Origin of the sequence: Pseudomonas fakonensis (assembly GCF_019139895.1) — a bacterium.
GTDB classification, from domain to species: Bacteria; Pseudomonadota; Gammaproteobacteria; order Pseudomonadales; family Pseudomonadaceae; genus Aquipseudomonas; species Aquipseudomonas fakonensis.
This window is the reverse complement of the sequence record NZ_CP077076.1, coordinates 775,356-799,831: the sequence shown is the minus strand read 5'-3', so window position 1 is coordinate 799,831 and position 24,476 is coordinate 775,356. Positions and strand designations below refer to the sequence as shown.

Sequence of the window (24,476 nt, the reverse complement as noted above, 5' to 3'; positions counted from 1 at the left end):
ATGTATTATCTTCGGCGCAAAAGCTTCTGGCTCGTTTTCACCATGATTGCTCCTTTGATATTTCTCACTGACTACTACGCATTCAAAGCAATGACGAGCGTATACAAAAAAGATCTTGGCAACGGCGTAGTTATCTACGCCGACGACTACGTAAAAAGCGGCGACTGGGTATTCGATTGCGGCTATTCACGCGTAGTAAGTCGCAATGCGCTGCCCGTACCGGCCTCGAAGTTGGCACAAAGCGAATATTCTTTCGGCAGCATGTATCACCTGAGTAAAGCTAACCAGGAAACTGCGAAAGCCCTCATTAGAGCCACCACTGCAACCCCCGACTGGTACAGGAATCTGCGGTATGTATACTCCGGGCTAAGCGAATACAGCGATATCAGAGCACATCTATTCGATCTGCTCACAGAGCATGAAGGCCGAACGTGGGGCTTGAGGGTTCGTCAAAACATTCAACCCAATGGTAGCTCAAACTTCGAGATTTCAGCCGAACCCTACGATCCGAAGACCTATATTGATTATGGCAAAGCTTTTGAGTTGGCGGCCAAAAGCTGCCCAGCCCCGCAGTAAAAAATCACCCCAACGAGTTGCTACCGAGATACGCCTGCGCGAACCCAAAACGTGGGAGCGGGCTTGCCCCGCGATAGGTCCCAAAACCTGTAAGACATTTCCGAATCTGCAACCAAATGCTTCAGCCACAAACACGTTCGGACCTATCCTACGCAACTGTCGGAAGCAGCCACGTTGTCGGGCAAGAACCTCAGGAATAACTTCACCGGGTCGCCACATTAGGTGACCGGGTGTGAGAACCCGACCTGCACTGCCAGGCTTTCGCTTCATGGCAGCCATGCGCGGGCAGACTTCGGTCTGGCCGGCTTCAGTGCACCGGTTTCTCACCCCGCGTACGGCTGCCACCTTACATCCGTGAGAAAGATCGAGGAGGCGGCTCCCATCACGCACTGAGATTCCGCCATGAAAAAGCTCGTCCCCGATCCGCCCCACCTGTTCCGCTACCTCACCCTCTCCCCCAACCTCACCCCTGAAACCGCCCGCACCGAAGCCGACGCCCTGATGACCTGCCTGCACCAGGTCCTGGACCTCTACTTCGACAGCGCCGAAGAAGACCAACGCCAAACCCTCATCAACACCAGCCTCTACCTCAGCCAGCTCCTGCAACCCCTGACCCGCCACGCAGCAGGAGCCCAGCCATGACCGACCAACCTCGCCAACACCACACCGCCGGTGTCACCACCTACATGGAGCTCTACAGCATCCAGCCCGGCATCCCCTTCGAGCACGCCTTCGGCGAGCTGTCCGTCCTGCTCGGCTGCATCCGCCACCTCACCTGCGAAGCCGAAATGGAAAGCGACCTGATCGCTGGCAGCTCCGCACGCATCCTAAGCGCCATGGCCAAAGCGCTGATCTACGACATGGAAATCGGCATGAACCGCAGCACCTGACCACCCGCCATGCACAGCCACCGGAGCGAGCCTGCGTGGGAGCGGGCTTGACCCGCGATGAGGCCTAAAACGCGTAAGACATTTCCGAACCTGCAACCAAATCCTTCAGCCAAAAACACGTTCGGACCTATCCTACGCAACTGTCGGAAGCAGCCACGTTGTCGGGCAAGAACCTCAGGAATAACTTCATCGGGTCGCCACATTTGGTGACCGGGTGTGAGAATCCTGTAGTTTCAAGAAATTCAGCGTTTGCTCTATGGCAGCCGTGTGCGGGCAGGCTTCGGCCTGACCGGGTTTCTTGTGCCCCGGATTCTCACCCCGTCCACGGCTGCCACCCTTCGGCTTGTGAGATTGCTCGGCGGGTGGTGTTCTCCCAAGGCAGCACAAGAGATACACCCCATGAAAAAGATCGTCCCAGCCCCACCCCACCTGTTCCGCTACCTCACCCTCTCCCCCAACCTCACCCCCGAAACCGCCCGCACCGAAGCCGACGCCCTGATGACCTGCCTGCACCAAGTCCTGGACCTCTACTTCGACAGTGCCGAAGAAGACCAACGCCAAACCCTCATCAACACCAGCCTCTACCTCAGCCAGCTCCTGCAACCCCTGACCCGCCACGCCGCAGGAGCCCAGCCATGACCGACCAACCCCGCCAACACCACACCGCCGGCGTCACCACTTGCATGGAGCTCTACAGCATCCAACCCGGCATCCCCTTCGAGCACGCCTTCGACGAGCTATCCGCCCTGCTCGGCTGCATCCGCCACCTCACCTGCGAAGCCGAAATGGAAAGCGACCTGATCGCCGGCAGCTCCGCGCGCATCCTCAGCGCCATGGCCAAAGCGCTGATCGACGACATGGAAATTGGCATGAACCGCAGCACCTGACCACCCACCATGCCTTGCCACCGGAGCGAGCCTGCGTGGGAGCGGGCTTGCCCCGCGATAGCCCCAGATAACCGCAAGACACCTCCAACCCCATTCCCAGCCACGACCACCAACGGACTTGGCCTGAACACGACCGAAAACCTCCCATAGCAACACCACCCCCATCTGATAGCGAGGCCAGCATGGCAGCCGTCTCATTTCTCGTTTACCTGTTGATCTCGAGCGTACTGCTCGACTGGGCATGCCGCTCGAAAATGCTGAGAAGAGTCTTGTACGCAGTGCTGATGGCCGCCGGCATCACCACCTGTACCCAACTGGGCCCTCGCGAAGTGCTGTACCTCGATGGCGGCATGTGGGGCATGGTGTTGGCCCTGGCCGGCTTCCGCCTGCTGTTCAAACGGTCGCATTACCGCCGAGCCCGCGAAGGCTGAACCCACTCCCCCTCACCCCGATGGAACCCTCGCCAACCCCGCGCAGTCCACCCAACAGGCCCACCTTCCCGAGGCCTCACAAGGAGACACCCATGAAAGGTACTGCGCTATCCGCCCTGTTCGCGGCCGCCACCCTGCTGGCCTCGCCTGTGTTTGCCGCCGATGACCTGTGTGTCATCAACCTGCAGAAGATCGATGACAGCATGGCCACCGCCGGCGCCACCTCCGAAGGCCTGGACAAGGCCGTCACCGAGCACGTCGACCAGGCCAAGGCCGCCCAGGCCAAAGGTGACACCAAGCAATGCATCGCCATCACCAGCAAGGTGCTGGAGCGCCTGGAAAAAACCGAGAAAGGCAGCGGCACCTCCGGCGGCAGCGGTACCTGACCCCTGCGCACGGGCGGCGCACCCCGCTGTCGACGCCGCCCGCGCAAAGGCGTATACTCCGCCCTGCACGCCGTAAAAAGCGCGCCAGCTAGAGCTGAGTGTGGGGCCGATTAGGATTCGACGCCGGTAGCGAAACTCTAGGTGCATGCCGAGTTGGTAACAGAACTCGTAAATCCACTGTTGCAACTTTCTATAGTTGCCAATGACGAAAACTACGAGGGTTACGCTCTCGCTGCGTAAGCAGCTGAGCCCGCTCTCCTGGTAGCTTCGGCTCCAGCAATCATCAGGGGATGCCTGTAAACCCGAAATGATTGTCATACAGAACAGGATCGTCGTGCAGCACGTTGGGGGCGAAGCGACTAAAACTTACCCAACTCGTCCAAAGCACCCTGCCCGTCGGGCGGCTGCGGATTAACTCAATAGACACGGCTAAGCATGTAGTACCGACAGCGGAGTACTGGCGGACGGGGGTTCAAATCCCCCCGGCTCCACCAAATGATCAAACAAAGACGTCCACGGACGTCTTTTTTTGTGCCTGGAAGTCAGTGAAATCAAGGGTTTACTGCTCTTTTGAGGGCCACAACGGTTTTTTGAGTTCCAGCCATCCCGGTATTCCCGGTGGTATTCCAGCCTACCTGGGGCTAATCTTGGGAATACCAAAAGGTGTCAGGGAGCTTCTCCCATGTGCGCTCAAACAGCTCGCCTCTCCGACCGCCAGCTCAAGGCGGTCAAGCCCAAAGACAAGGACTACGTCCTCACGGATGGCGACGGCCTCCAGCTCCGAGTCCGGGTCAACCGCTCGATGCAGTGGAATTTCAACTACAGGCATCCGATCACCAAAAATCGCATCAACATGGCGCTCGGCTCCTACCCCGAGGTCTCTCTGGCGCAAGCTCGGCGGAAAGCGGTTGATGCTAGGGAAGTACTTGCTCAGGGGATCGACCCCAAAGCTCAGCGCAACGATCTCGCACAGGCCAAACTAGCCGAGACGGAACATACGTTCGAGAAAGTAGCCACCGCCTGGTTCGAGCTGAAAAAGGATTCGGTCACGCCGGCCTATGCCGAAGACATCTGGCGTTCACTCACTCTGCACGTTTTCCCGAGCATGAAATCGACTCCGATTTCGGAAGTGAGCGCACCGATGGTGATCAAGATTCTTCGCCCCATCGAAGCCAAAGGCAGCTTGGAAACCGTGAAGCGGCTTAGCCAGCGCCTCAACGAGATCATGACCTACGGTGTCAATTCGGGAATGATCTTCGCGAACCCGCTCAGCGGGATTCGGGCGGTATTCAAGAAGCCGAAGAAAGAAAACATGGCGGCGCTTCCACCCGAGGAGCTTCCTGAGCTCATGCTGGAAATTGCGAACGCCAGCATCAAGCGCACGACCCGCTGCCTGATCGAATGGCAGTTGCACACCATGACTCGCCCTGCCGAGGCTGCGACTACTCGCTGGGTAGACATCGACTTTGAAAGGCGAGTCTGGACTATCCCACCGGAGCGGATGAAGAAACGCCGCCCGCACAGCATCCCGTTGAGCGATCAAGCTATGTCATTGCTGGAGATACTGAAGTCCCACAGTGGTCATCGGGAATACGTCTTCCCGTCAGATCGAAACCCTCGTACTCATGCCAATAGCCAGACCGCCAACATGGCGTTGAAACGCATGGGCTTCCAGGACCGCTTGGTCAGCCACGGCATGCGCTCGATGGCCAGCACCGTATTGAATGAACATGGGTGGGACCCGGAGCTCATCGAAGTGGCGTTGGCGCACGTCGACAAGGATGAGGTGCGCAGTGCCTACAACCGAGCCGACTACATCGAGCGACGGCGGCCGATGATGGCTTGGTGGAGCGAGTACATTCTGAAGGCGTCGACGGGCAATCTCTCGGCCAGCGCGATGAATCTGGCTAGGGATCGGAACGTAGTACCCATCCGATAGGGCGGCGACAACGGCGACACCGGCGACAGACCGCGTGCCATATACATCCTTGCCGTCTGAGCGGATGGCGACAGTCGCCAACTCGCCTCGATTTTGGCTTTTCCGGCTAAGCCCGTGAGCATGGGGAGGCTTCGCATCCCCATGCTCACGGGCTAACACTAGAAAAGCGACAAACGGCTACTTTGCCACTGACTCCCACTGACTTCCAAAGCACGCCAGAGGTTGAATCTGGCGCATTTCCATGTGCCCTGCACCAATTGACCCGTGCCGCGGCGACCGATAGAACGAAGATTCAAAGCGCTGCCTTAGGCAGCACCCCAGATGACCAGAGCCTTCAAGGTCATGCCGCTAACCCGGTGGTTCATCCTAAAGTGCGATTCGCGCCCGGAGGCTCGCACGGTCATTCGCCAGAATGATGGACGCCCTCTAAACAATCCGCCTAGTGCGGCTGCCCGCTAACCCTTTAGCCCCGCAGCAACGAACCTGCTCGGCCAACGTTTTGCGCCAACCGTTCGCCCGTCTCTTTTTTCCAGAAAAGAGACGGGCGCTCCTTCCACTGCTACAGCCCTCATCGCACATGGTTTTGCGGCATTCCCCCTCGTGACAATCGGCGTGACAAACGCCGATGTCACCAGCAACAGCGCTGTAGATGATGGTGCCGCAGACCAGGGAATGGACTGCACCTGACTGACAGTCAGGCATGCCCCGGTCATCGCATTGCTGCGTTCACCCGACTCAGGATCTCGCGGCACTGGTTTCGTCAGCCAGTGCAGCCTCCACCCGCCCACCGGTCACGGTGCTCAGGAGGCCAGATCATGAGATGCCCTTGCTCCTGGTCGTAAGGAGCCGCCAGTCCCGCGTCAGTGGACACCCTCACAGGTCGCAGGGGCCTTGATCCCTGATAACACTCAGCATTCTTGGCGGGATGACGTGAGGAAGAGATCGGTCACTTCTGGAGGATGGCTATGCAACTGCGCGAAGTTCAAGGGCCACCGCGCCCCTTGCTGGAGCAGCAGATTACGCCCCTACCCTACCCGGTCGCGGCGCTGGGCGATCTATTGGGGCCTGCCGTGGAACGCATGGCCGATGTGATCGGCGTGCCCTGCGCCATGGCCGCGCAATCCGTTCTGGCCACAGCCGCTTTGGCGAGCCAGGCGCACGCCAATGTTCACCTCGACGGTCGAATCTATCCGTTGTCGCTGTACTTGCTGACGGTGGCTTGCTCGGGTGATCGCAAAAGCGCGGTGGACCATGTTGCGCTGCAGGCCGTACGAAACTGGGAGAGACAGCAGTGGATCGCTTACGGCGAACAACTCAAGGCGCACCGAGCAGCGATGAGCCTCACCGCGAAATCGCCAACCTCGAAAAAGTCAGCACAGCCAGCACTGGACGCCCAACCTGAACCTGTCCAACCAAGACTGCTCACTGCTGAGCCGACCATTGAGGGCCTGGTCAAAAGCCTGTGCCACGGCTTGCCCAGCATGGGGCTGTTCAGCGATGAAGGCGGCCAGTTCTTAGGCGGCAGCACCATGAGCAAGGACAACATGATCAAGGCGATCACTCACTTGTCAACGCTGTGGGACGGCAGCCCGATTGATCGGTCGCGCGCGATGGCAGGGGAAAGTCTGCGTGCCTATGACCGCCGTCTCAGCATGCACTTGATGCTGCAACCCCGCCTGGCCGACCGCTTGCTTCAGGACGCAGATATCAAAGACCAGGGAATCCTAGGGCGCTGCCTGATCAGTTGGCCCGAGCGTCTGGTTGGACAACGGCTGTACAAAGCCATCGACCTGACCCGAGATCCAAAGGTACACCTGTACCAGCAGCGCATTGCCGCGCTGATGCAGAAGCCTTGGTCACGGCATACAGATGGTGGCCTCACGCCTGCGGTCATAGAGTTGAGCCCACGCGCCCGTGAAGCATGGATTGCCATTCACGACACCATTGAATGCGAGTCAGGGGAGTTCGGCGAGCTGGTCAACGTCCAAGCTGCAGCGAGCAAAGCCGCCGCGAACGTACTACGCATGGCTGGTGTGATGGCGGTGGTTGAGGAATCGACTGTATTGGAAGACATGCACATTCAGCGCGCCTCCACGCTGATGGATTACTACCTGGCCGAGAACCAACGCCTGACTGAACAGGAACCACTGAATAAGCTTCGCGCAGAGGCTGATTGCCTGCTGCGCTGGTTGATAAAGAAGAACTGGCCACCGTTTCGCCTGCGCGACCTTACGCGCAACGGCCCCCGCTTTGCCCGTAAAAGCACGCGGCACACCTTCGAGTTATTGCTGCAACTGGTTGCCCATAACTGGCTGGACAATGACGGGGACATATTCGAGGTGCGCCATGTTCCGCCTCAATGACGCCGTGCGCCGCTATCGAGCGCAACATCGCTCGCCGACCGATTTACGGTGTGTCGTCGCCACTGCCACCACTTTGTCGCCACGTGCCAATCCAGATACGGCGGGGGTTGTCGCCAGTGTCGCCGCTGTCGCCGCTCCAAAATCTGAGTCAACCGACCTCGCTTGGCTTATCGAGCAGTTGCAAGAAGAAGGGGCTTTGCTGCAACGCAGCGAAAATGCCCTCCTCATCCGCCCAGCACACTGGGGACAGTTGGACACCATCGGCCCCCACTGGAAAGCCCTGCTGCTGCTCCTACAAACCAACGATCAAGGTGAAGACAATGGCGCTGGTCGGTCGGCGTGACGGTCGCAATTTCGGCTACGGTCGCCAACTGAGCTACGCCGGTCGGCAGGCACTGGAAGATCTGTTTGCCGGCGGCCACTTCGCCACCGTCAAAGCGCACAGCGATCGCTGGCAAACCTTCGTGCGCTGGTGCCGGTCTGAGGAAGGCCCCGGTTACAACGATGCCCGCCAGATTGATCGACAAACGCTGAATGACTACGCCGCATATCTTCGCCAGCAGATCCAGCAAGGCGAACTGGGCGTCGCTACCGCGCAAAACCGCCTGAGCAGCGTCAACCGCACCCTTGCTGCGCTGCGCGGTGATCAGGATGTAAGGATCGCCAGCCCGAGTCAGGCGTTGGGACAGCAGCGCTCGAGCGTACGCACTCGCGCGCCGGATGGCCAAAATCACCAACAAATGCGGCGACTGGCTGAGGTGCTTGGCGAACAGCAACACGATCGGGTGGCCGCCATAGTCCTTTTAGCTCGAGCAACAGGAATGCGCCTGCGCGAAGCGATCCTGGCTGACCTGCCACGCTTACACCGCGAAGCCGAACGCTTAGGCCGCATCAACATCCAAGACGGCGCCAAAGGAGGCCGTTCAGGCTCATCAGCGCCGCGATGGGTCGTGGCCAATGAAGCGGTGAAAGCGGCTTTGCAGTTGGTTCGTCAGGCATCGCCGACCGGCAGCCGCAACTTGCTGGCCCGAAACGAAAGCTACACCGTGTTCCTGCATCAGACCGTACTCCCCGCCCGCGAAACGCTACATGAATACGGGCTGAAGGGTTTCCATGAACTGCGAGCAGCCTACGCCTGCGAGCGTTACGAACAGCTTACAGGCCACGCTGCCCCGGTCAATGGCGGCCACTGCAACCGCATTGACCGCGAGCAGGATCGTCAGGCGCGGCGACAGATCAGCGTTGAACTCGGGCATAACCGGCTCGATGTGGTGTCGGCCTACATTGGAGGCAGAGCGTGAATAAGCCATTCGATATGGCGCTGTTCCTGAGCGGTGTATTGGCCGGCTCAAAGGTCACGCAGCAACGCCACCTGCGCCAAGCCCGAATCATGCAAGCGGCCATTCAAAAACGCTGGCAGCGAGACAATCCTTGGACCTGGCAGCTCAAGCATGTGCACTGGTTCCTGGCTCACCATCTGAAGGGCCATTCCGAAGCTACCCGGTATTACTATTGGCTCACGGCCCTTTTGGTCTGGAAGCGATTAGGGAACGGCCGGGAATTGTTGATCGCGCGCTCGACTAGTCACGGATAGGCAGCCCTCCAGCCTCAATTGTTTCCCGTCTTCCATTTCAGCGTGGATATTCTCTTACGGACAAACCTGTTCGAATAACACCGTCGCAACTGCAAAAAATGACCAAAACCGGTTAGTCGTGACAGGCAGAAAACGACCAAGAATCGCCATTGAAACGTCGAACTTGGGTGACTCCTCTGGCCTAGTAGCTATCGTCGATGGTAGAGCACTGGGCGCAAGGTTGGGGCCACATCGCCATCATTGGCGTGTTAACATTGGTGGTTAAAGGGACGCGACCCCAGGATCGATTAGCTCCATCAAATAGGATGTAGGTTAAATGCTTGGCAATGGCCCAGCGAGCGTTGTTTTGCGGGTGGCTCGACTCCGCTTCCTCTCCGCGACGGTAGGTGCAAGCTGGGAGTTGGTGCAGGCCTGATCTGATTACAGATGCTTAACCGAGATGGGAGCAAAAGTACAGGGAGGACGAGATTCAGGGAGTTGCGTAGCCTCCGGTGTTGAACCGAGAGTTCAGTCATCATTTTGCGGCATCACAATAAAGGGTCGGGAGACCAGGGAATGGAACAAGAATTTTTGTTGAGGTTTCTTGAGATTGGAGTTATCGACCTCAAAGGCGATGACATCAAACTCGATAAGCTTCGATCCACCGCCAAAGACCTGTCAGCCACTCTTCGCAAGGTGCCCTCAAAGACCGCCACCTTCACGATGGCGGCGGCCGACCCCAACATTCCAGCTACGGACCCAACTGTAGATGAGGCAATGGCCTCCCTCCGTAAGCAATGGGAGACTGTTGCAAACGCCTTTGCCGGGCGCCCCGTTGGCATCTTGCGGGCTATTTTACTAGATGCGATCGTGCAGGCGGCTCGTTCGGAAGATGCGATTGCCGTCGCCTTCGTCAACACCGCACGCAATGCCTTGGTCCACACCGAAACTTCTGACGAAGCTGAGATCTGGCGTGAAGCTATTGGCGAAATTGAGACGAAGGTCGATGCGCGCGCTGAGGTTGAGTGGGCAACGCCGGAAATGATTACGGTCGATCCCTTGCAGTACACGCCGCCAGCGCCAGTGTCTACGGACTATGAGGCACCCACTGTCGATCGTAGTGAGCTCAAGGCGAAAATCCATTCCGCTGCGGGACCTTGGGGACCCACCAACCCGAATCAGTATTCGCCCTCAAACAATCCCCAGCACTGGGCGCAAGAATTTGCAAACAAGATGAGCCTCGCCATCGCAGAGACTTTGGATGAGATGGCCACGGAGCTTGCGCCAGCTCCCGTCGACCTCTCGGGCCCGCTATCTACACTGGCAAAGGCAGTCACATCTCACGTTGACAAAGCGTTATCGAGCTTTAGCGGCGCGACGGTAGGTCTTCAGCGCCGCACGAACCTACTTTGGTGGAAGGAAGCGCTTTATTCCCCGAGCGCTCATGCGAGCTACCTTGACCTACCTCCGTTCGAGGCCTCTGCTTTGATGGCGCTCGACCTACACGAGCAGGTGCCAACCTATTCGCCAGCAAGTGTGTCGGCCTTCCTACGAGAGGCTATCCGCTGCCTTCCCGCAGAGAAAGATGATCAAGGAGGCAGCGAGCGTGACTTCGCTAGCCTCGTGCACGATGCTAGGACAAGCGCATTCATGCGGCCTTTCCGCGCGCTGGCTGCTCAGTATGCACCTGCACCCGTTGGTCGAGGCCCGCTACTGTCGTTAATTGGCCACCCGGGGGATTCAGGTGCAATCGAAGCGACGATCATGTGTGCCCTAGTTGGTGTGGACGCTTCCACCAAGATGACCCCGTCCGAGTGGGGAACATACCTATTCCGTGAGCTTCAGAGCGCACGCGCCACCAACGAGAGCCCAACAAAACGGGTCAGGAAGAAGTAAGGCGCCCATGGACAGATGCCCCCATCCCAACTGTTTCGCTGATGACAACACCACCTGTACGCTGGGCCACATCCGGCTCGATGTGTGCCCCGAGTGGAATCGTATTAGCAAAGGTGAAGAAGCCGCTTCGGCTAACTGCGACCAGATGCTGCTCCCGTGGAGCGGCTTGGCGATGGGAGAGTCTGACCTCAACTTCGTCAGTGGTAAGGTCAAGCCCATCACCGTCGGTATCGTCGGCCCAGAAAGCGCAGGTAAGACGACACTTCTCGGTGCGTTCTATCTGCTGCTGGGTCAAGGTGCCCTGACTACAGATGCCAATTTATTCAGCAACTCTTACACGCTGGCAGGTTGGGAGGCGGTGGCGACGTATCTGCGCTGGAAACCGGGGCAGCCCCCAAGCTTTCCGCCCCACACACCCAGCGGAGCCGCTCGAGCACCCGGCATGCTTCACCTTGGCTTTCGCCGTGAAGACGGGTCGCTACGCGACTTTCTTTTTGCCGATGCACCTGGAGAGTGGTTTCAAAAATGGGCGATCAACGAGCAGGCAACCGATGCGGAGGGAGCCCGCTGGATTGCTCGACACGCAGACGTCACGCTACTGATTGCTGACCGTCAGGCTCTTGCTGGGCCCAGAATGGGGACCGCTCGAAACGACTTCCAACTGCTTGCTCAGCGAACAGTAGCCAAGGCCCGCGGACGGCGCTTGGCACTCGTCTGGACGAAGGGGGACGTAGAAGTGGCGGCTGCCATGGAGGCCCAGATCAGAAAAGCGGTGGCCTCGCATTCATCTAGCGTCCCGGAATTCATAGTCAGCGTATCGGCTTGTGGCGAGGTCGACGCTGCAGAAGGCTTCCGCGAGCTATTTGACTGGGTTCTTCGGTCTAAGCGCGCGGGGGTTGACTTACCCACGACAGAAGTCTGTGGTCACGATCCTCTTTTTCGATTTGGTAGGAGATAGTTGGTGGCTGCTCAACACACCATCTTGTTGGTCGGCGAGTCAAATGTCGGTAAGACTCACTATGGGGCCCAGTTTTTGAAACGGCTCATGGTCAAGGCCGACGCGCTCAAGATGACAGGCGCTCCAACGAACCTGGAGGCGTTCACTACAGCTCTCAGTTGCCTGACTGAGGGAAAGTCTACCGACCACACACCAGCTAACATCTACGTCGAGAGCGTCTGGCCCATTACGGACAAGGCTGGCCGTTACGCCGAACTGGTTTGGCCGGACTATGGCGGCGAACAGGTTCGTAACCTTGTCACGCAGCGCCGGATCCCGTCCGCCTGGCGCGATCGCGTGGTCGAAGCCACGGACTGGGTCGTGCTCATCAGATTGCATTCGCTTCGCTCCGAAGACGACTTGTTCTCGCGCCCGCTGCAGTCATTCGCTGCAGTTGAGCCCCAGAGTGAGGCGGCGGCATATGAGCTGTCAGATCAAGCAAGGACTGTGGAGCTCCTTCAAATGCTGCTGTACCTGGCGCAGTTCCATTTCGACCGGCCGCTTCGCAAACCTCGCTTAACCATCTTGCTGAGCTGCTGGGATGAGCTTAATACGACGGAGCTGCCGGCTGACCTCTTGGCGTCTCGACTGCCGATGCTGTGGTCGTTCGTGCGCAGCAATTGGGCGTTGCCTACTGTCATTGGCCTATCGGCCTTGGAACGCACGCTCAGCAAGACGGATGCGGACCTAGAGTACGCAATCCGTGGCCCTGAAGAGTTCGGTTACGTGGTGCTACCCAACGGTGTGAAGAACACCGACATTACCCTGCCGATCCAACACTTGATGGCAGACAGGACCTAATCGCATGCGAGTCGAACAGGCCGTTTATGGCGAGATCCCAGGCCGTGGTCACGGACTGAGAACATCGAGTACGAACGCGCCTATAGCCGCTGCCATCGCATCAAAGCTCGACTTACCAGATGTAGTGCCCCCAGGTGTCCAAGCTTGGTCGCCGTTTGTACGCGGCTTTCCTATCGACGACCACTACCTTCTCGCTCGCACGTTTCTGGATTCAAGCGCGTCGCGCGGCGGCATGGTGCTGACTCATGCACTAATTGTCAGCTTGGACGATATGTGCAAAGTGGGAAGCCTGGCCGCGCTCTTTGGACGGCTGGCAGCCTCGGTCACAGAATGCCCTGACTCAGTGGTAACGCTTGAGCTTGACAATGAAGGCAGCAGCCACCTGCCACCCGCTGACTTGATCGGTACGGCCAACGCGCTGGCAGCCCAAGGACTCGCTCCAGTTGTCCGAATGAGTGTCGAGGGGTTCGAGCACCTCGTTGACTCACTGTGGAAGAACCTCTGGCCGGCCTTGAGACGAACCTTCGCGTTCCGGCTGAGCTTCGGTCCGAACGACCTGGTCGAGCAACCCATGCCGGCGCTTGTATGCACGCCCGAGCAGCTCCAAGCTCGCTGGACAAAGCATCGCATGGTCAAGCCAGACGATAAAACTCCGAACTCTGAATCCGCCAGAATTCTCTGCGGCCAGCGCGACGTGCAGCCAATCCTGGCTCTCGCCGAGGACCTGGGCCTTGGAGTTCACACACTCAGAGAACTGAGCCGGCTTGAACGGCTGCAAACCCTCCTCTCTGGCGGCGAAAGCTTCGATGATTTGCTGGCTGCCATACGCTTGGCAGACGGCCTCTCAAATCAGCCGATGTTCGGCGCAAGCATCAAGGACAAGCTCATCGGTCGATTTACGGCCTTGATTCCAGGCGCAGGCTGCAAGCAGTTGCTGCTAATGAGGAATTTGACACTCTCTGGCTTTGCCAACACGCGGGCGCTATGGTCGGCCGTTGAGCTCCTTGTCAGTAACCTCGGATTTGCTCCAGCGGACGACGTCGACTTAATGCAGATGGTCGCAGCCGCAGTTGATGAGGACCTCGCATTACCTCCCTGGTGCGCTGCAGTGACAACCGGCTTATCGACTGCCGTTCGTCGAGACAAGCCCGCCATTTACCAAGCAATTTGGAGATGGGCCGAACATAACCACACCGCGTTCGCCGCAGCGGTAGATACCCTACCGGCTGACGAAAAAGTTGAGCAGCGGCTAGCGGGGGAAGTGCCCAGAATGCTCCACGTTACCTCTTCGGCCGCTCTACTCTCGCCGCTGCTGAAGAAGCGCTGGCTGACCGCGTACGGCGCCACGCTAGCGGCAACGCTGTCCCCTATCGATGCCACAGGCCAGCAACTCAAGGTTGATAAAGACCTAGATCACAGCGCCGGGTTACGGTCAGCCCTTCGGTACGCGAGCCCACCTCAAACATTGGAGTGTGCGCTGGTGCATAAGGACCCACGGCTGGTCGGATTGTGCGCAGAGCAGGCCGCTGCCCATCCTCAGATCCTGTCTAACATCCGCTGCGATAACATTACCGAGCAACAGGTGTGGGGCGCTGTGATTGGCAAGAACTCTTCCCTTTGGAACGCACCTAGTAATGCCATCGGCGCGCGTGACACTGTTTTAGCTCAACTCGTCGAAGGGCTACCCGTCGACACCGGCCTACTCGAGGCGCTGGCAAAAACCCCTTTGGCTGACTTATGTGCCACCTCGGAGCGTGCGCGATTGTGGTCGCTTTTGCCCGCGTCGCAGTGTGACCACTACCTGCAGGCGACCGCAACCGGCTGGCTGGAAGTAGCGGCGAAAGGCGCAGTGGTGACTTCCCCCGAAGCCCCACTTGAACGCGCAATCATGGCTAGCTCGAACCTGCGGTCAGTGCTTGAAAGGTCATCAGTTCCGGTTGATGTGCACCTGGCAATCATCAGTGGCCTCCCGTCGTTTCCCGAAGAGGTGTTTATCGCATGGCTGAACAACATCTTGAAGGGCGCTCGCATACTTTCTCATGCGGATTCTGAGCAGCTAGGAACGCTTGTGGCGTCACGTCATTGGGAGCGCGCTGCTAAACATCTTTCGGACCGGCTTGCCGGCCGTCCAGATATCAAGCCAGGGCTAAAGCTGTGCGCAGACTTACTCAGCTTTTATACGCGTTGGAAGCTTGGAATCTCAAAACTAAGCACCGCCGAAAAGTGGAAAGCCTTCGAAGATGAGGTCTGTGAACTCTATCCAAGCGGTCCGGATAGCGACGAGCTCTGGTCTCGCGCCGGAGGCAAAAATTCCGATCTACCTGGACGATCTCAAAATGGCGCAACACGTTGGCACGCTGCATTGAATTCAATCCGTTTCGGCGGCCGTCCGACTGCACGTGATCTGCTTAAAACGATGTGTCAAGACTTTCCCATGAACGAGAAGCTGCGCCTCTATATCAGCGATACAGACATTGTAGGCTGGCGTTAAAACTCCCACATTCCCATGGTGGAAACATGAACCCAACTGGCTACCCTCAAGGTCATGCCCTACTTATCGGCGTGGCGAACTATCAGCAAATTTCCAGACTACCTACCGCGATTCTGAACGACGTCAATGACGTCGCCGCTACGCTCTCATCGCCGGATCACTGTGGCTATTCCCCCGCCAACGTCGTCACTCTCCTAGACGCGAACGCTACTCGGGCAGCTGTTTTGAGAGGGCTAGCCGAACTGGCTACTCGAGCCGGGTCTGATGATACGGCCTGCGTGTTCTTCTCCGGCCACGGTGGCGTCGTGGGCAGCCCAGGCAATGAAGACAGCGTGCTGGTCACTGTGGATAGCGATCTCGCTGACATTGAAAACACATCCATTAGCTCGAATGAGCTAGCTGCTGCACTTGCGCAGATCAAGGCGAAACGACTTCTGGTCTTCATCGACGCTTGTCATGCTGGAGGCGCTGCGATCTCGAAGAGTTTGAAGGATGACAAAGGCCACGAGCTCAAGTCTGGCTATAGCCAAAACACCTTCGCAAAACTGGCAGTTGGTAGCGGACGTGCACTAATGGCATCGTGTCGTGCTGACGAAGTGTCGTCCGTATTTACCGGTGCAAGGAACAGCGTATTCACTACTGCACTGCTGGCGGGTTTACGCGGAGCTGCCGACAAGAGCGCAAGCGGCTTCATCAAAGTCTTTGACCTGTTTAACTACGTCTCCGAAGAGGTGCCTAAGCTGATCCCAGACGGCCAGCACCCAATTTTTAAGGCTGACAACCTTGAAGTGAACTTCGCTGTCGCGCTTAGCCAAGGTGGGAAGAAGTCGCCGTACAGTCCTGAAATTACGCTAGCAGTGCGAGAGGAGCTCCCATGGTCGGAGCTTGAGAAGATCTTGGTCGAGCTCTACCCATTCGGACCACGGGACCAAGAGGTCTGGAGCCGCGCCGGCGGTGACCTGTCCCGTCTCCAATTTCATCCCACCGGTCAGGCTGCTTGGCATGCAGCGCTTCGCACGCTTAAACAGGGCGGTGGTGGAAGGAGTATCAACTTCGGCAGCTTGCTTAGTACAGCGAAGGAAGACTTTTCGAACCATACGCAGTTGGCGATGCTGCACGCGTGATAAGCACGACCATTTGAGCATATTCGCCTGAAGCGTAAGGATCTACGGGAAGCCAAAACTAAAAATGAAAATTCCCTTCTAGAACTTGACAGGATTAGAGAGGCAAGACGGCATCTAGTGACACCAAGTGCGTCGTCGACTTTTGGTAGCCGCCGACATCCGTAGAAAATCATCGAGCGTCTCAGATCAGCCAAAAGTAGGCCCACTTGTCGGCCAAGAGGCTGGTATCGCTTGGTTGCATGAATCCGCCTGCCTTGGTAAGGCTGGTCTGCACCATCGCAGCGTGCTTTCGCGTAACAAAATGCAGTGGTCAGGTTTAGTGGCGCCTGGCTTTGCGTTATTGATGCCAATTTAGTATCACAAGAGGAACTAGCGCTAGTATGGACGATAAGGAGAGGTTTGCCTTTTACGAGAAGGTTTTCTACCAGGAGCTCGACCGCAAAGAAAAACTCTACGCCAGATTGAGTATGCCGCTTGCGATGCTGGTAGCCATCGTCACCTTCCTCTCGTATATGCTCAACAAAGCACCAACTACCGAGGACGGTACTGCGAGCGTCTTCTTCTGGATTTTCTATCTCAGCACGTGCTTGATGCTGCTGATCGGCGCTTTGTATTTCCGTGCTACATGGTCCCTTAGGGATTTCGACAGAGGTCTTCCAACACTGATGGAGCTTGAGACTCATCGGCGTAGCTTCAGCGATGATTACGAGAAATATTGGACCAATCCAGAAGAAGCCGATGCACACTTCAAGAGCTTGGTTCTGAATTACTTCATCGAAGGCGCAACGGTGAATACAGAGAATAACGACAAACGCGGGAGCTATCTCCGATCGCTTGCAAACTATGTAACGGCGGCGCTGTTTCTCTCAGTGCTGTCATTCCTTCCATTCTATGTACATCAACAGGAGCAAGTTAATAATGGCCCAAAAACCGCCACCGCCACCACCTCCGCCGATGCGCTACGTAAAAGATAATCAGCCAAGAAAAGAGCCGCCCCCACCTCCACCTTCTCCCACTCCGTCTAAAAGTTAACTCTTCAGCCCGCAGTGATGCGGGCTTTTCTGCCTCGAGGCAATGCTTAAATACCGCACCTGGAAAAGTTTTGTCTGTTGAATACGGCTGCCACCTACCCAAAGCCGACACAAAACGTCGTTGCCGACCAACCAATACAAGCCGAAAATTTGCAACCATCCCATCTTGCGCAAGACAACCTTTAAAGTCCATTATAGCGCCTGTGATAAAATATTTTCCTAGCACGCCGAACTTTAAAAGTTATATCAGGATCTGCATCGACTTCGTACTTTATTATGAATTCCGCCTCATCCCAATCTCTAGCCAAAACCTGGCTAACGTACGGCACTAACCCTTTCGATTCGGGCTCCAAAATAAAAGCGAAAATATTAAGATCGGTATCTTTGCTGGGAATCTCATCAAAATGCTGTTCAAGCTTAAAATTATCTGGAGCATTGGTTATACGGCCATCCTTATACTCCAACTTAAGCTCGCCGGACTGCCAATCTGAAATAGTAATGCGACTGAATTCTTTGAAGTGCTTTATAAAAGGCATTACAGTTTCAGCGCAACCAAGGTATGAATCAATGACTGTATCGCCTTCAATAACGGAGAATATCAGAGGATAGCTCGAACTGAGCCGAAGGTTTCGACTTTTAAAATCCCTGGCGGACTGCTCGAACTCCTCAATAACTACAGGATTCGCTTCCTCAAAGCCCAAAAAGGCTATAATCGCGTACTTCGGAGAATCAATCATTTCGTAATTATCATTTACGATCTTCATTAACTTGTTACTGAAAGCAAAACCTATTGCTCCTTCACCCTCATCAAAAACATCAATACTAAGGAGGCGATGATGGAGTTGCTTGTTCAGTTGAAGAGCAGTCGCGGTATGCCGGGACTTGTTAAGAATTACAACGTAGTCAAATTTTCCAGAGTCGAATGTTTGTTGCGCCTCAGTCAATGATACATCCATTCGATACATATCTTCTTGGCTATTGACAAAGCCATTTCCGATGGCTAAGCACATGCGAGTGCTGACAATGCAAAAATGGTCTGACTTCATCTGAGTCAGCGTGCAGGTCGAGTCACCTAACTCTGGTGTCTCCCCACATAGAACGTAGCATATGTCCGGCTGTTTCTGTATGCCCTGTCTGGTTATATAAAGCCCCGTAAATGATCCGCCAATTCCATAATTGGGTAACGTGCGATTATGCATGCCATATATCTGCAAGAGAGAAAGCATCCGAACGAGCATGAACTCATTCGCCTTCTCATACAACCTAGACTCACTCTCCCAGCTTTTATGAAACACATCATGAAAAGCCGTTGTGTACTGAATCAAGTCTGGTGGCGGGCTTCCAAACTCGACAAAATGCTCATGACTCGAAACAAAATCCTCTTGCAGGTTAGTAAGGACGGTGATTCTTGGCTCTGAATCAAAACTGATTACAGCTATCTTTATCGCCGGCCTAATTTGAAAGTCGGGATAGTTCAAGTGGGCTAGAGTTAACGCATTAATGGGCGGGGCATTATTCTCCAAATGCATTATAGCAAGGCTTATAAGCTCATGCCCAAAATCAACATCACCCGAGAGACAGAGCGCCGCGTTGGACGAACTGAATATTTTAAATGCCCCTTCACAAACATATTTCGTATTGTCGGCAAAGCCCTGCTGTTGGCCTAGGGAGGTAACCCCGTTGGGATTGCCAGTTACGTTCCCTCCATAGCTGGTTATCGCACTGTCTGCTGCAATGAAAGCTGCGTTACCAGTTTTCCATACTACGCAATATGTCACTGTGGATTCCCTTCTAACACCATGGATCTATGAATCTTCCCTATTCTCCTTAAAACCGTAGTTGGCGGCAATGAGGCGAGCCGTATCGACCGGTAGAACCCACAATCCCAAGTGCACGCTCACGAGCAGCTGTGCCGGAATTGGTCTAGGGCGAGCGTCCACTCGTGGCCAATCTCTACCTGCCGCCAGCGGCAGCCATGGGCAGTTCACTGCCAATCATGGTTGCGAAACGTGCTGGCCAGATCGAATGTAAACGGGTGGTCAAATGGAGCGAGTATTCCAATTGGTATTCCAACTAAAAACTAGAACAGTTATTAATGCTCTAAATCAATAGATTACTGAACTGGTTCAAATTACCCCGGCCCACCACTTCATGATCTATACACGCCCACAGACATCTTTCCGTGCCTGAAGTACCGTAACAGCCCCCCCTTCAGCAACAACCTTCAAAAGGGCTACCGCAAAATCCATTCGTTGCCCCCCATACCCTGCCTCCCTCAAGAAACTCTCCCCCTCGCGTGCCTATCCCCCACATCACCACCTCTCGCCGCCCACTCACTGCCCTTGCCTCTCAAGACGGTGCACCCATGCCAACCACTCCTCCGCCCTTCACCTTGGCCTGCCGGGACTGCGTCTAAAAGCAGACCTCCCAGAGGATGACGCGCCAGCCCTGAATGCTGCCATGTTCATCCACTCCCCCACCTGCGATACCCCCTCCGCTTCAGCTTCACACCGTCACTCAAAAGTAAGCCCTCAAAACACACCTCAAGCAATTCCTGCCGCTCCACGGCTGAACCGTCACCAGCGCGACACAGCTTGTCGCCCCCCCTGCGCACAATAAACCTCATCTCACAGAGGACCTGACAATGAAAAACCTGCTCGCCACCATCGGATTCTTCGTAGTGCTGACCAAAGGCTACGCGTTCTACCGCGAATACAACGAGATGAAACGCGAACGCGCAGCGCGCCAGGCCGCCGCGGGTTGAATCGCAGCGAAATTCCCCGGCGCCCCCCTCCTAACAACTAATGGCATAAAGCCATTCTATTGAGTAGGATTCCGCTCAACTTGACGCCAGCCTTTGGCGCTCGGTCGAGACATAGAACCAGGAAGTTGCCATGTCCCAAGCGAAGGATACGCTGCTCAGGCTGTTTGCATTGCTGCGTCTGATACCCACCGAACCTCAGCGCATTGCAACACCAACCCTGCTCGAAAAACTCCATGACAGGGGCTTCTCGGTCACCCTGCGCTCGATCCAGCGAGACTTGAGCCGGTTGTCGATCCCGTTCTCCCTGCAATGCGACGACAGCGAGACGCCTTTCCGCTGGAGCTTTACCCGCGAGGCACCGCTCAAGCTGGAAGATATGGACGCGCCCACTGCATTGGCGCTGTTCCTCTCGGAAAGCCACCTGAGCCCGATTCTGCCGCAAAGTGTTCTGGACCAACTGGGTCCGCAGTTTCGTCGCGCTCGCAATTTCCTCCAGGGTTTGGGTGGCAATGGCCTGGCCGACTGGGCAAAGCGCGTGCGCTCGCTCCCCAATGGCAAGACCCTGCTCCCGGCGCAGGTCAGTGCACACACGTGGGCCCAGGTATCGGCCGGCCTGCTCGAGCGCAAACAGCTGGAAGTGGCCTACCGAAGCCGCAGCAAGGGCGAGCTCAAGCGCTTTCGCCTGCACCCGGCGGGCTTGGTCTCCCGCCATTGCGTGAGCTACCTGCTGGCCTCGGTGAATGACTACAGCGACCTGCGCCAATTTGCCCTGCACCGCATCAACGAGGTGAGCGTGCTCGATGACGCCGCCAACATGCATGAAAGCTTCGACGTGGACGCCTATATCGCCAGCGGCGTGTTCAGCCACCGCGAAGCCGAAGCCAAGGTCGAGCTGCTCGCCGACATACGCCCGCAAATCGCAGACCTGCTCCGCGAAACACCACTGAGCCAACAACAGACGTTGTCCGGCCCTTGCGAACAGGGCTGGTACCGCCTTCAGGCCACGGTGCCACTGGACCGCGAAACGCTCTACTGGATCTTCGCCCTGAACGACAACATTCGCCTGTACGCACCGCAGGTATGGGTGAATGAAATTCGCGATCGATTGAGCTCGATGCTGGCCCTTTACCAGAACGCTCACCTGAATCCTCAACCGCACAACCTGCCTGACCCCAACACTCAAAAGGACATTGCCATGCCACTTCCTCTCATCCTCGGCGCCGCGGCGCTGGTAAGCGCAGCCTACGGAGCCAAGAAAGGCTACGACGGCTATCAGAAGCACTCGGAAGCCGATGACATCGTCAACGCTGCCAAAGCGCGTTATGCCGACAAGAAGGACGCATTCGACGCTCAGGAGAAAGCAACCAACGCCGCACTGGAGACGCTGGGCCGGGATGAGTTGGAGATCGGCAAGAAGTTCGACGAATTCAAGACACTCGCCAACGACTTGCTGGAGAAGCTCAACGCAGACCGCCAGGACAAGCTGAAGATCAATATACCGAAGCACAAGCTGCAGAGCATCGAGAGCTACAGCTACACCGCAGTGGGCGTGCTCGGGGCCACCGCAGGTGCGGGCCTGGCCGGCGCGGCCGCCGGGTTTGCCGTATACGGCGGCGTCATGGCGCTGGGCGCAGCCTCCACCGGCACCGCCATCTCGTCGCTGGCCGGGGTTGCAGCAACCAACGCAACGCTGGCGGCAATCGGCGGCGGCTCGCTCGCTACTGGTGGCCTGGGCATGGCCGGCGGTACTGCCATTCTGGGCGCTGCAGTGGCAGGCCCGGTGCTGGCAATCGCCGGCTGGGCTTACAACAGCCATGGCGAAGAAGCCCTGAAGAATGCGCACAAGGCAGACCGCGAAGTAGACAGTGCGATCACCAAGCTGCAAAAAGCCCAGCAGCAGTTGAGCAAGGCAGAAGACTACGCCTTCGACATCAACGACGTACTCAAGTCGGTATATGGACAGTTCGACAAGTACTTCGAACACCTCAAGTACGTAGCCCGCCGTATCGAAGACATGCGTTCGCGCAAGCTCGACCCACAGGCTGAGATGGCCAGCATGAGCGAGACCGTCATACGCGCAATCAACAACGGCTTTACCCTGGCCGCGATCCTGGTCGACCTGATCACTACCCCGCTGTTCAAGGTCAAGGAAGTGAACGGCAATGTGGTCAAGGACAAGAACGACATCCCGGTCATGGCGACCGATGCCGATGGTTCGATGATCCTCAACAGCGCCAAGCTGGACGAGCAGATCAGCGAAACCAAGGCCAAGGCGCAAGGCGTCGAGCCCGCCTGATGCCCCGCGCGGGGCCGAAAGGCCCCGCCACCGCTTCGCCCTTCACTCATTCGTCATGGACGCTCCTATGCACGCCGCAGCGCAAGAATTCCCCTGGGCCGAAGAGCTCGAAAAAACGGTTATCACCAGCCTCACCACCAGCTTTGGCCTGGACTTCCTGCTGTTCAAGGACAAGCAGGGTGGCGAGGTGAACACCATCCACAACGTGCGTAACGGGGTTTGGGCGACCGAGGCAGAAAAGCAACGCTTCGAACAACGTGGCGAGTACGACTCCACGCCGTACCACCAACACGCGAACTACATTGCCACCGGCCAGCGAGACAAGGCCAGCCAGGCGGCGGGTACCCTGGACGACCCTTATCGCAATACGGTGATGGCTGCCCATGAACAACGCAACCTGGACCATGTCATCAGCGCCAAGGAAATCCACGATGATGCTGGCCGGGTACTGGCCGGCCTCAGTGGTGTGGAGCTGGCCAACCAGAGCAGCAACCTGCAGACCACCCACGAGACGGTCAACAAGTCGAAGAAACAGACGCCGATCAACGAATACCTGGACAGGCTGCCTGGCCTGATCTCCAACCATGAGAAAGCGCTGGCGGGTGACCGTGCACGCCTGACGAAAATGCCGCGCGACACCCCGCAGCAGCAGCATGAAGCTCGCGCACTGGAAGACAAGATTCGCAAGACCGAGAGCAAGATCAACGAGCTCAAGGCCGTGGACCCTGAAGGCATGCGCAAGCGTGATGCAGAGGCCCGCGCGCCCTACGACCAGCAGATCAACGCGGCCTATTACACCAGCAGCGCATTTCTGCACCAGACCGCGCGCGCGTCCGGGGCAGCCGGTTTGGCTATGGGTACACGCCAGATGCTCGGGTTGGTGATGGCAGAGGTCTGGTTCGAACTGCGTGCGCAACTGCCAGCCCTGTTGGACAAGCTCAAACACAAGTTCAGCCTGGAAGCCTTCGTCGACAGCTTCACCCAGTCACTCCAGGGCATCTGGACCCGGGTGCAGGAGCGTTTCCATGACTTCCTCACAGCCTTCAAAAATGGCGTATTCGCCGGTGTGCTCGGCAGCCTGACCACCACGGTGTTCAACATCTTCGCCACCACCCAGGCAATGGCGATCAAAATCATCCGTGAGCTGTGGGGCCAACTGGTCAAGGCCATCAAGGTGATGGTGTTCAACCCTGACCAACTCAGCTTCGTGGAGCAATGCCAGGCGGTGACGTCGTTGCTGTCGGTGGGCGTTTCCACGGTAGTGGGCACCATGGCCTACACCCAACTGGTGCCATTGCTCAGCTTCCCGTTCGGCACAGAGCTGGCCGCGTTTGCCGGTGCGCTGGTAACAGGCGTGATGACCCTGGGCCTGAACTACTTCCTGCTGCACAGTGCGATGGCTCGTAAGCTCTGGGCCTTCATCGAATCGCTGACACCGCACGCCGGCACGGTGCGCGAGTTCCAGGCAATCAACGCAGAACTGGACCGTTACCTGCTGGAACTGAGCCGGCTGGAGTTCAACATGGACGTGGAGGAGTTGCAGGCCTTTACCTTGGAGCTCGAAGCGTGCAATGACGAGATCCAGCGCAGTGCGATTCTCAAGCAGGCTGTGGAGGCACGCGGTATCGAATTGCCGTTCGAGGTAGGTAACACGGCCAGCACCCGCAGCTGGCTGGCTTCGCTGGTATGACGCTACCGGCGTTCCCTTGTAGTCAATGCGGGCTGTGTTGCCGCAGTGTGCACCTGGCAGAACAGACGCAGTACCTTGATCGAGGGGATGGCGCTTGTCGGCATTACAACGATACCGACAAGCGCTGCCTGATCTACGAGACCCGCCCGGACATCTGCCGGGTCGACCGGCAGTACCGAATGCACTATGCCGGGCGATTCAGCTGGGAGGCATTTGTCGAGGCAAATGTTGAGGTCTGCAAGATCCTGCAGGGTCAGGACCACCTGAACTGAGCGGCCGAGTTGCGCCGTGGTTTGCAAAGGGGTGTCGTGCGTACGCAACCCCTGCGCTGTTCTGCTGAA

22 protein-coding genes and 1 other RNA gene are annotated in these 24,476 nt (G+C 57.1%); 22 read left to right on the top strand and 1 reads right to left on the bottom strand.

Features of this window, described 5'->3' with window-relative positions:
* The 19 genes from KSS94_RS03605 to KSS94_RS27185 all read left to right on the top strand — a co-directional run bounded on the left by KSS94_RS03605 (position 1) and on the right by KSS94_RS27185 (position 17,328).
* A complete protein-coding gene (locus KSS94_RS03605; RefSeq protein WP_217841694.1) occupies positions 1-576 on the top strand; it encodes a hypothetical protein in 576 nt (191 codons plus the stop codon).
* A 402-nt stretch (positions 577-978) separates the two neighbouring features.
* Entirely contained in the window at positions 979-1,218 is a 240-nt protein-coding gene (locus KSS94_RS03600; RefSeq protein WP_217841693.1) for a hypothetical protein, read from the top strand.
* Positions 1,215-1,466: a DUF3077 domain-containing protein gene (locus tag KSS94_RS03595; protein WP_217841692.1), complete on the top strand. Its 252-nt coding sequence runs from the start codon at positions 1,215-1,217 to the stop codon at positions 1,464-1,466. The genes KSS94_RS03600 and KSS94_RS03595 overlap by 4 nt, the downstream gene beginning before the upstream one ends.
* Before the next feature lie 399 nt (positions 1,467-1,865).
* A complete protein-coding gene (locus tag KSS94_RS03590) occupies positions 1,866-2,105 on the top strand; it encodes a hypothetical protein (protein WP_217841691.1) in 240 nt (79 codons plus the stop codon).
* Positions 2,102-2,353, top strand: coding sequence for a DUF3077 domain-containing protein (locus tag KSS94_RS03585; RefSeq protein ID WP_217841690.1), 252 nt, complete (start codon positions 2,102-2,104; stop codon positions 2,351-2,353). Before KSS94_RS03590 ends, KSS94_RS03585 begins: the two co-directional genes overlap by 4 nt.
* Before the next feature lie 182 nt (positions 2,354-2,535).
* The gene (locus KSS94_RS03580; RefSeq protein ID WP_217841689.1) at positions 2,536-2,784 is read left to right on the top strand and encodes a hypothetical protein; all 249 of its coding nucleotides are present in this window, start codon (positions 2,536-2,538) and stop codon (positions 2,782-2,784) included.
* Positions 2,785-2,876: 92 nt separating this feature from the next.
* Positions 2,877-3,170 (top strand): PA2433 domain-containing protein, encoded by a 294-nt coding sequence (locus KSS94_RS03575; RefSeq protein ID WP_217841688.1) that lies wholly within the window; start codon positions 2,877-2,879, stop codon positions 3,168-3,170.
* 102 nt (positions 3,171-3,272) lie between these two features.
* Positions 3,273-3,664: a transfer-messenger RNA gene (gene ssrA / locus KSS94_RS03570) on the top strand.
* Between the two features lie 188 nt (positions 3,665-3,852).
* Positions 3,853-5,109: an integrase domain-containing protein gene (locus tag KSS94_RS03565; RefSeq protein WP_217841687.1), complete on the top strand. Its 1,257-nt coding sequence runs from the start codon at positions 3,853-3,855 to the stop codon at positions 5,107-5,109.
* A 965-nt stretch (positions 5,110-6,074) separates the two neighbouring features.
* Positions 6,075-7,472, top strand: a complete 1,398-nt coding sequence (locus KSS94_RS03560) for a YfjI family protein (protein ID WP_217841686.1) — start codon at positions 6,075-6,077, stop codon at positions 7,470-7,472.
* A complete protein-coding gene (locus tag KSS94_RS03555; protein ID WP_217841685.1) occupies positions 7,456-7,815 on the top strand; it encodes a hypothetical protein in 360 nt (119 codons plus the stop codon). The genes KSS94_RS03560 and KSS94_RS03555 overlap by 17 nt, the downstream gene beginning before the upstream one ends.
* Entirely contained in the window at positions 7,793-8,773 is a 981-nt protein-coding gene (locus tag KSS94_RS03550) for an integrase domain-containing protein (RefSeq protein ID WP_217841684.1), read from the top strand. Before KSS94_RS03555 ends, KSS94_RS03550 begins: the two co-directional genes overlap by 23 nt.
* Positions 8,770-9,066 carry a hypothetical protein gene (locus KSS94_RS03545; protein ID WP_217841683.1) on the top strand — a complete coding sequence of 99 codons (297 nt, stop codon included), beginning with the start codon at positions 8,770-8,772 and terminating at the stop codon, positions 9,064-9,066. Before KSS94_RS03550 ends, KSS94_RS03545 begins: the two co-directional genes overlap by 4 nt.
* Before the next feature lie 555 nt (positions 9,067-9,621).
* Positions 9,622-10,941, top strand: a complete 1,320-nt coding sequence (locus KSS94_RS03540) for a GTPase-associated system all-helical protein GASH (protein ID WP_217841682.1) — start codon at positions 9,622-9,624, stop codon at positions 10,939-10,941.
* Between the two features lie 7 nt (positions 10,942-10,948).
* A complete protein-coding gene (locus KSS94_RS03535; RefSeq protein ID WP_225935837.1) occupies positions 10,949-11,899 on the top strand; it encodes a TRAFAC clade GTPase domain-containing protein in 951 nt (316 codons plus the stop codon).
* A gap of 3 nt (positions 11,900-11,902) precedes the next feature.
* Positions 11,903-12,739 carry a TRAFAC clade GTPase domain-containing protein gene (locus KSS94_RS03530; RefSeq protein ID WP_217841681.1) on the top strand — a complete coding sequence of 279 codons (837 nt, stop codon included), beginning with the start codon at positions 11,903-11,905 and terminating at the stop codon, positions 12,737-12,739.
* Between the two features lie 4 nt (positions 12,740-12,743).
* Entirely contained in the window at positions 12,744-15,230 is a 2,487-nt protein-coding gene (locus KSS94_RS03525) for a GAP1-N1 domain-containing protein (RefSeq protein ID WP_217841680.1), read from the top strand.
* Positions 15,231-15,256: 26 nt separating this feature from the next.
* Positions 15,257-16,354 (top strand): caspase family protein, encoded by a 1,098-nt coding sequence (locus KSS94_RS03520; protein ID WP_217841679.1) that lies wholly within the window; start codon positions 15,257-15,259, stop codon positions 16,352-16,354.
* Positions 16,355-16,734: 380 nt separating this feature from the next.
* Positions 16,735-17,328 (top strand): hypothetical protein, encoded by a 594-nt coding sequence (locus KSS94_RS27185; protein ID WP_225935836.1) that lies wholly within the window; start codon positions 16,735-16,737, stop codon positions 17,326-17,328.
* A 239-nt stretch (positions 17,329-17,567) separates the two neighbouring features.
* On the opposite strand, the gene KSS94_RS03510 is transcribed toward KSS94_RS27185, so the two are convergent.
* Positions 17,568-19,163, bottom strand: a complete 1,596-nt coding sequence (locus KSS94_RS03510; RefSeq protein WP_217841678.1) for a hypothetical protein — start codon at positions 19,161-19,163, stop codon at positions 17,568-17,570.
* Between the two features lie 1,116 nt (positions 19,164-20,279).
* On the opposite strand from KSS94_RS03510, the gene KSS94_RS27440 reads away from it, so the two are divergent.
* The 3 genes from KSS94_RS27440 (at position 20,280) to KSS94_RS03495 (ending at position 24,407) form a co-directional block, all read left to right on the top strand.
* Entirely contained in the window at positions 20,280-22,445 is a 2,166-nt protein-coding gene (locus KSS94_RS27440) for a helix-turn-helix transcriptional regulator (protein ID WP_217841677.1), read from the top strand.
* Positions 22,446-22,512: 67 nt separating this feature from the next.
* On the top strand, positions 22,513-24,135 hold the full coding sequence (locus KSS94_RS03500; protein WP_217841676.1) for a DNA repair protein: 1,623 nt from the start codon (positions 22,513-22,515) through the stop codon (positions 24,133-24,135).
* Positions 24,132-24,407, top strand: a complete 276-nt coding sequence (locus tag KSS94_RS03495; RefSeq protein ID WP_217841675.1) for a YkgJ family cysteine cluster protein — start codon at positions 24,132-24,134, stop codon at positions 24,405-24,407. Before KSS94_RS03500 ends, KSS94_RS03495 begins: the two co-directional genes overlap by 4 nt.
* The last annotated feature ends 69 nt before the right edge of the window (positions 24,408-24,476 follow it).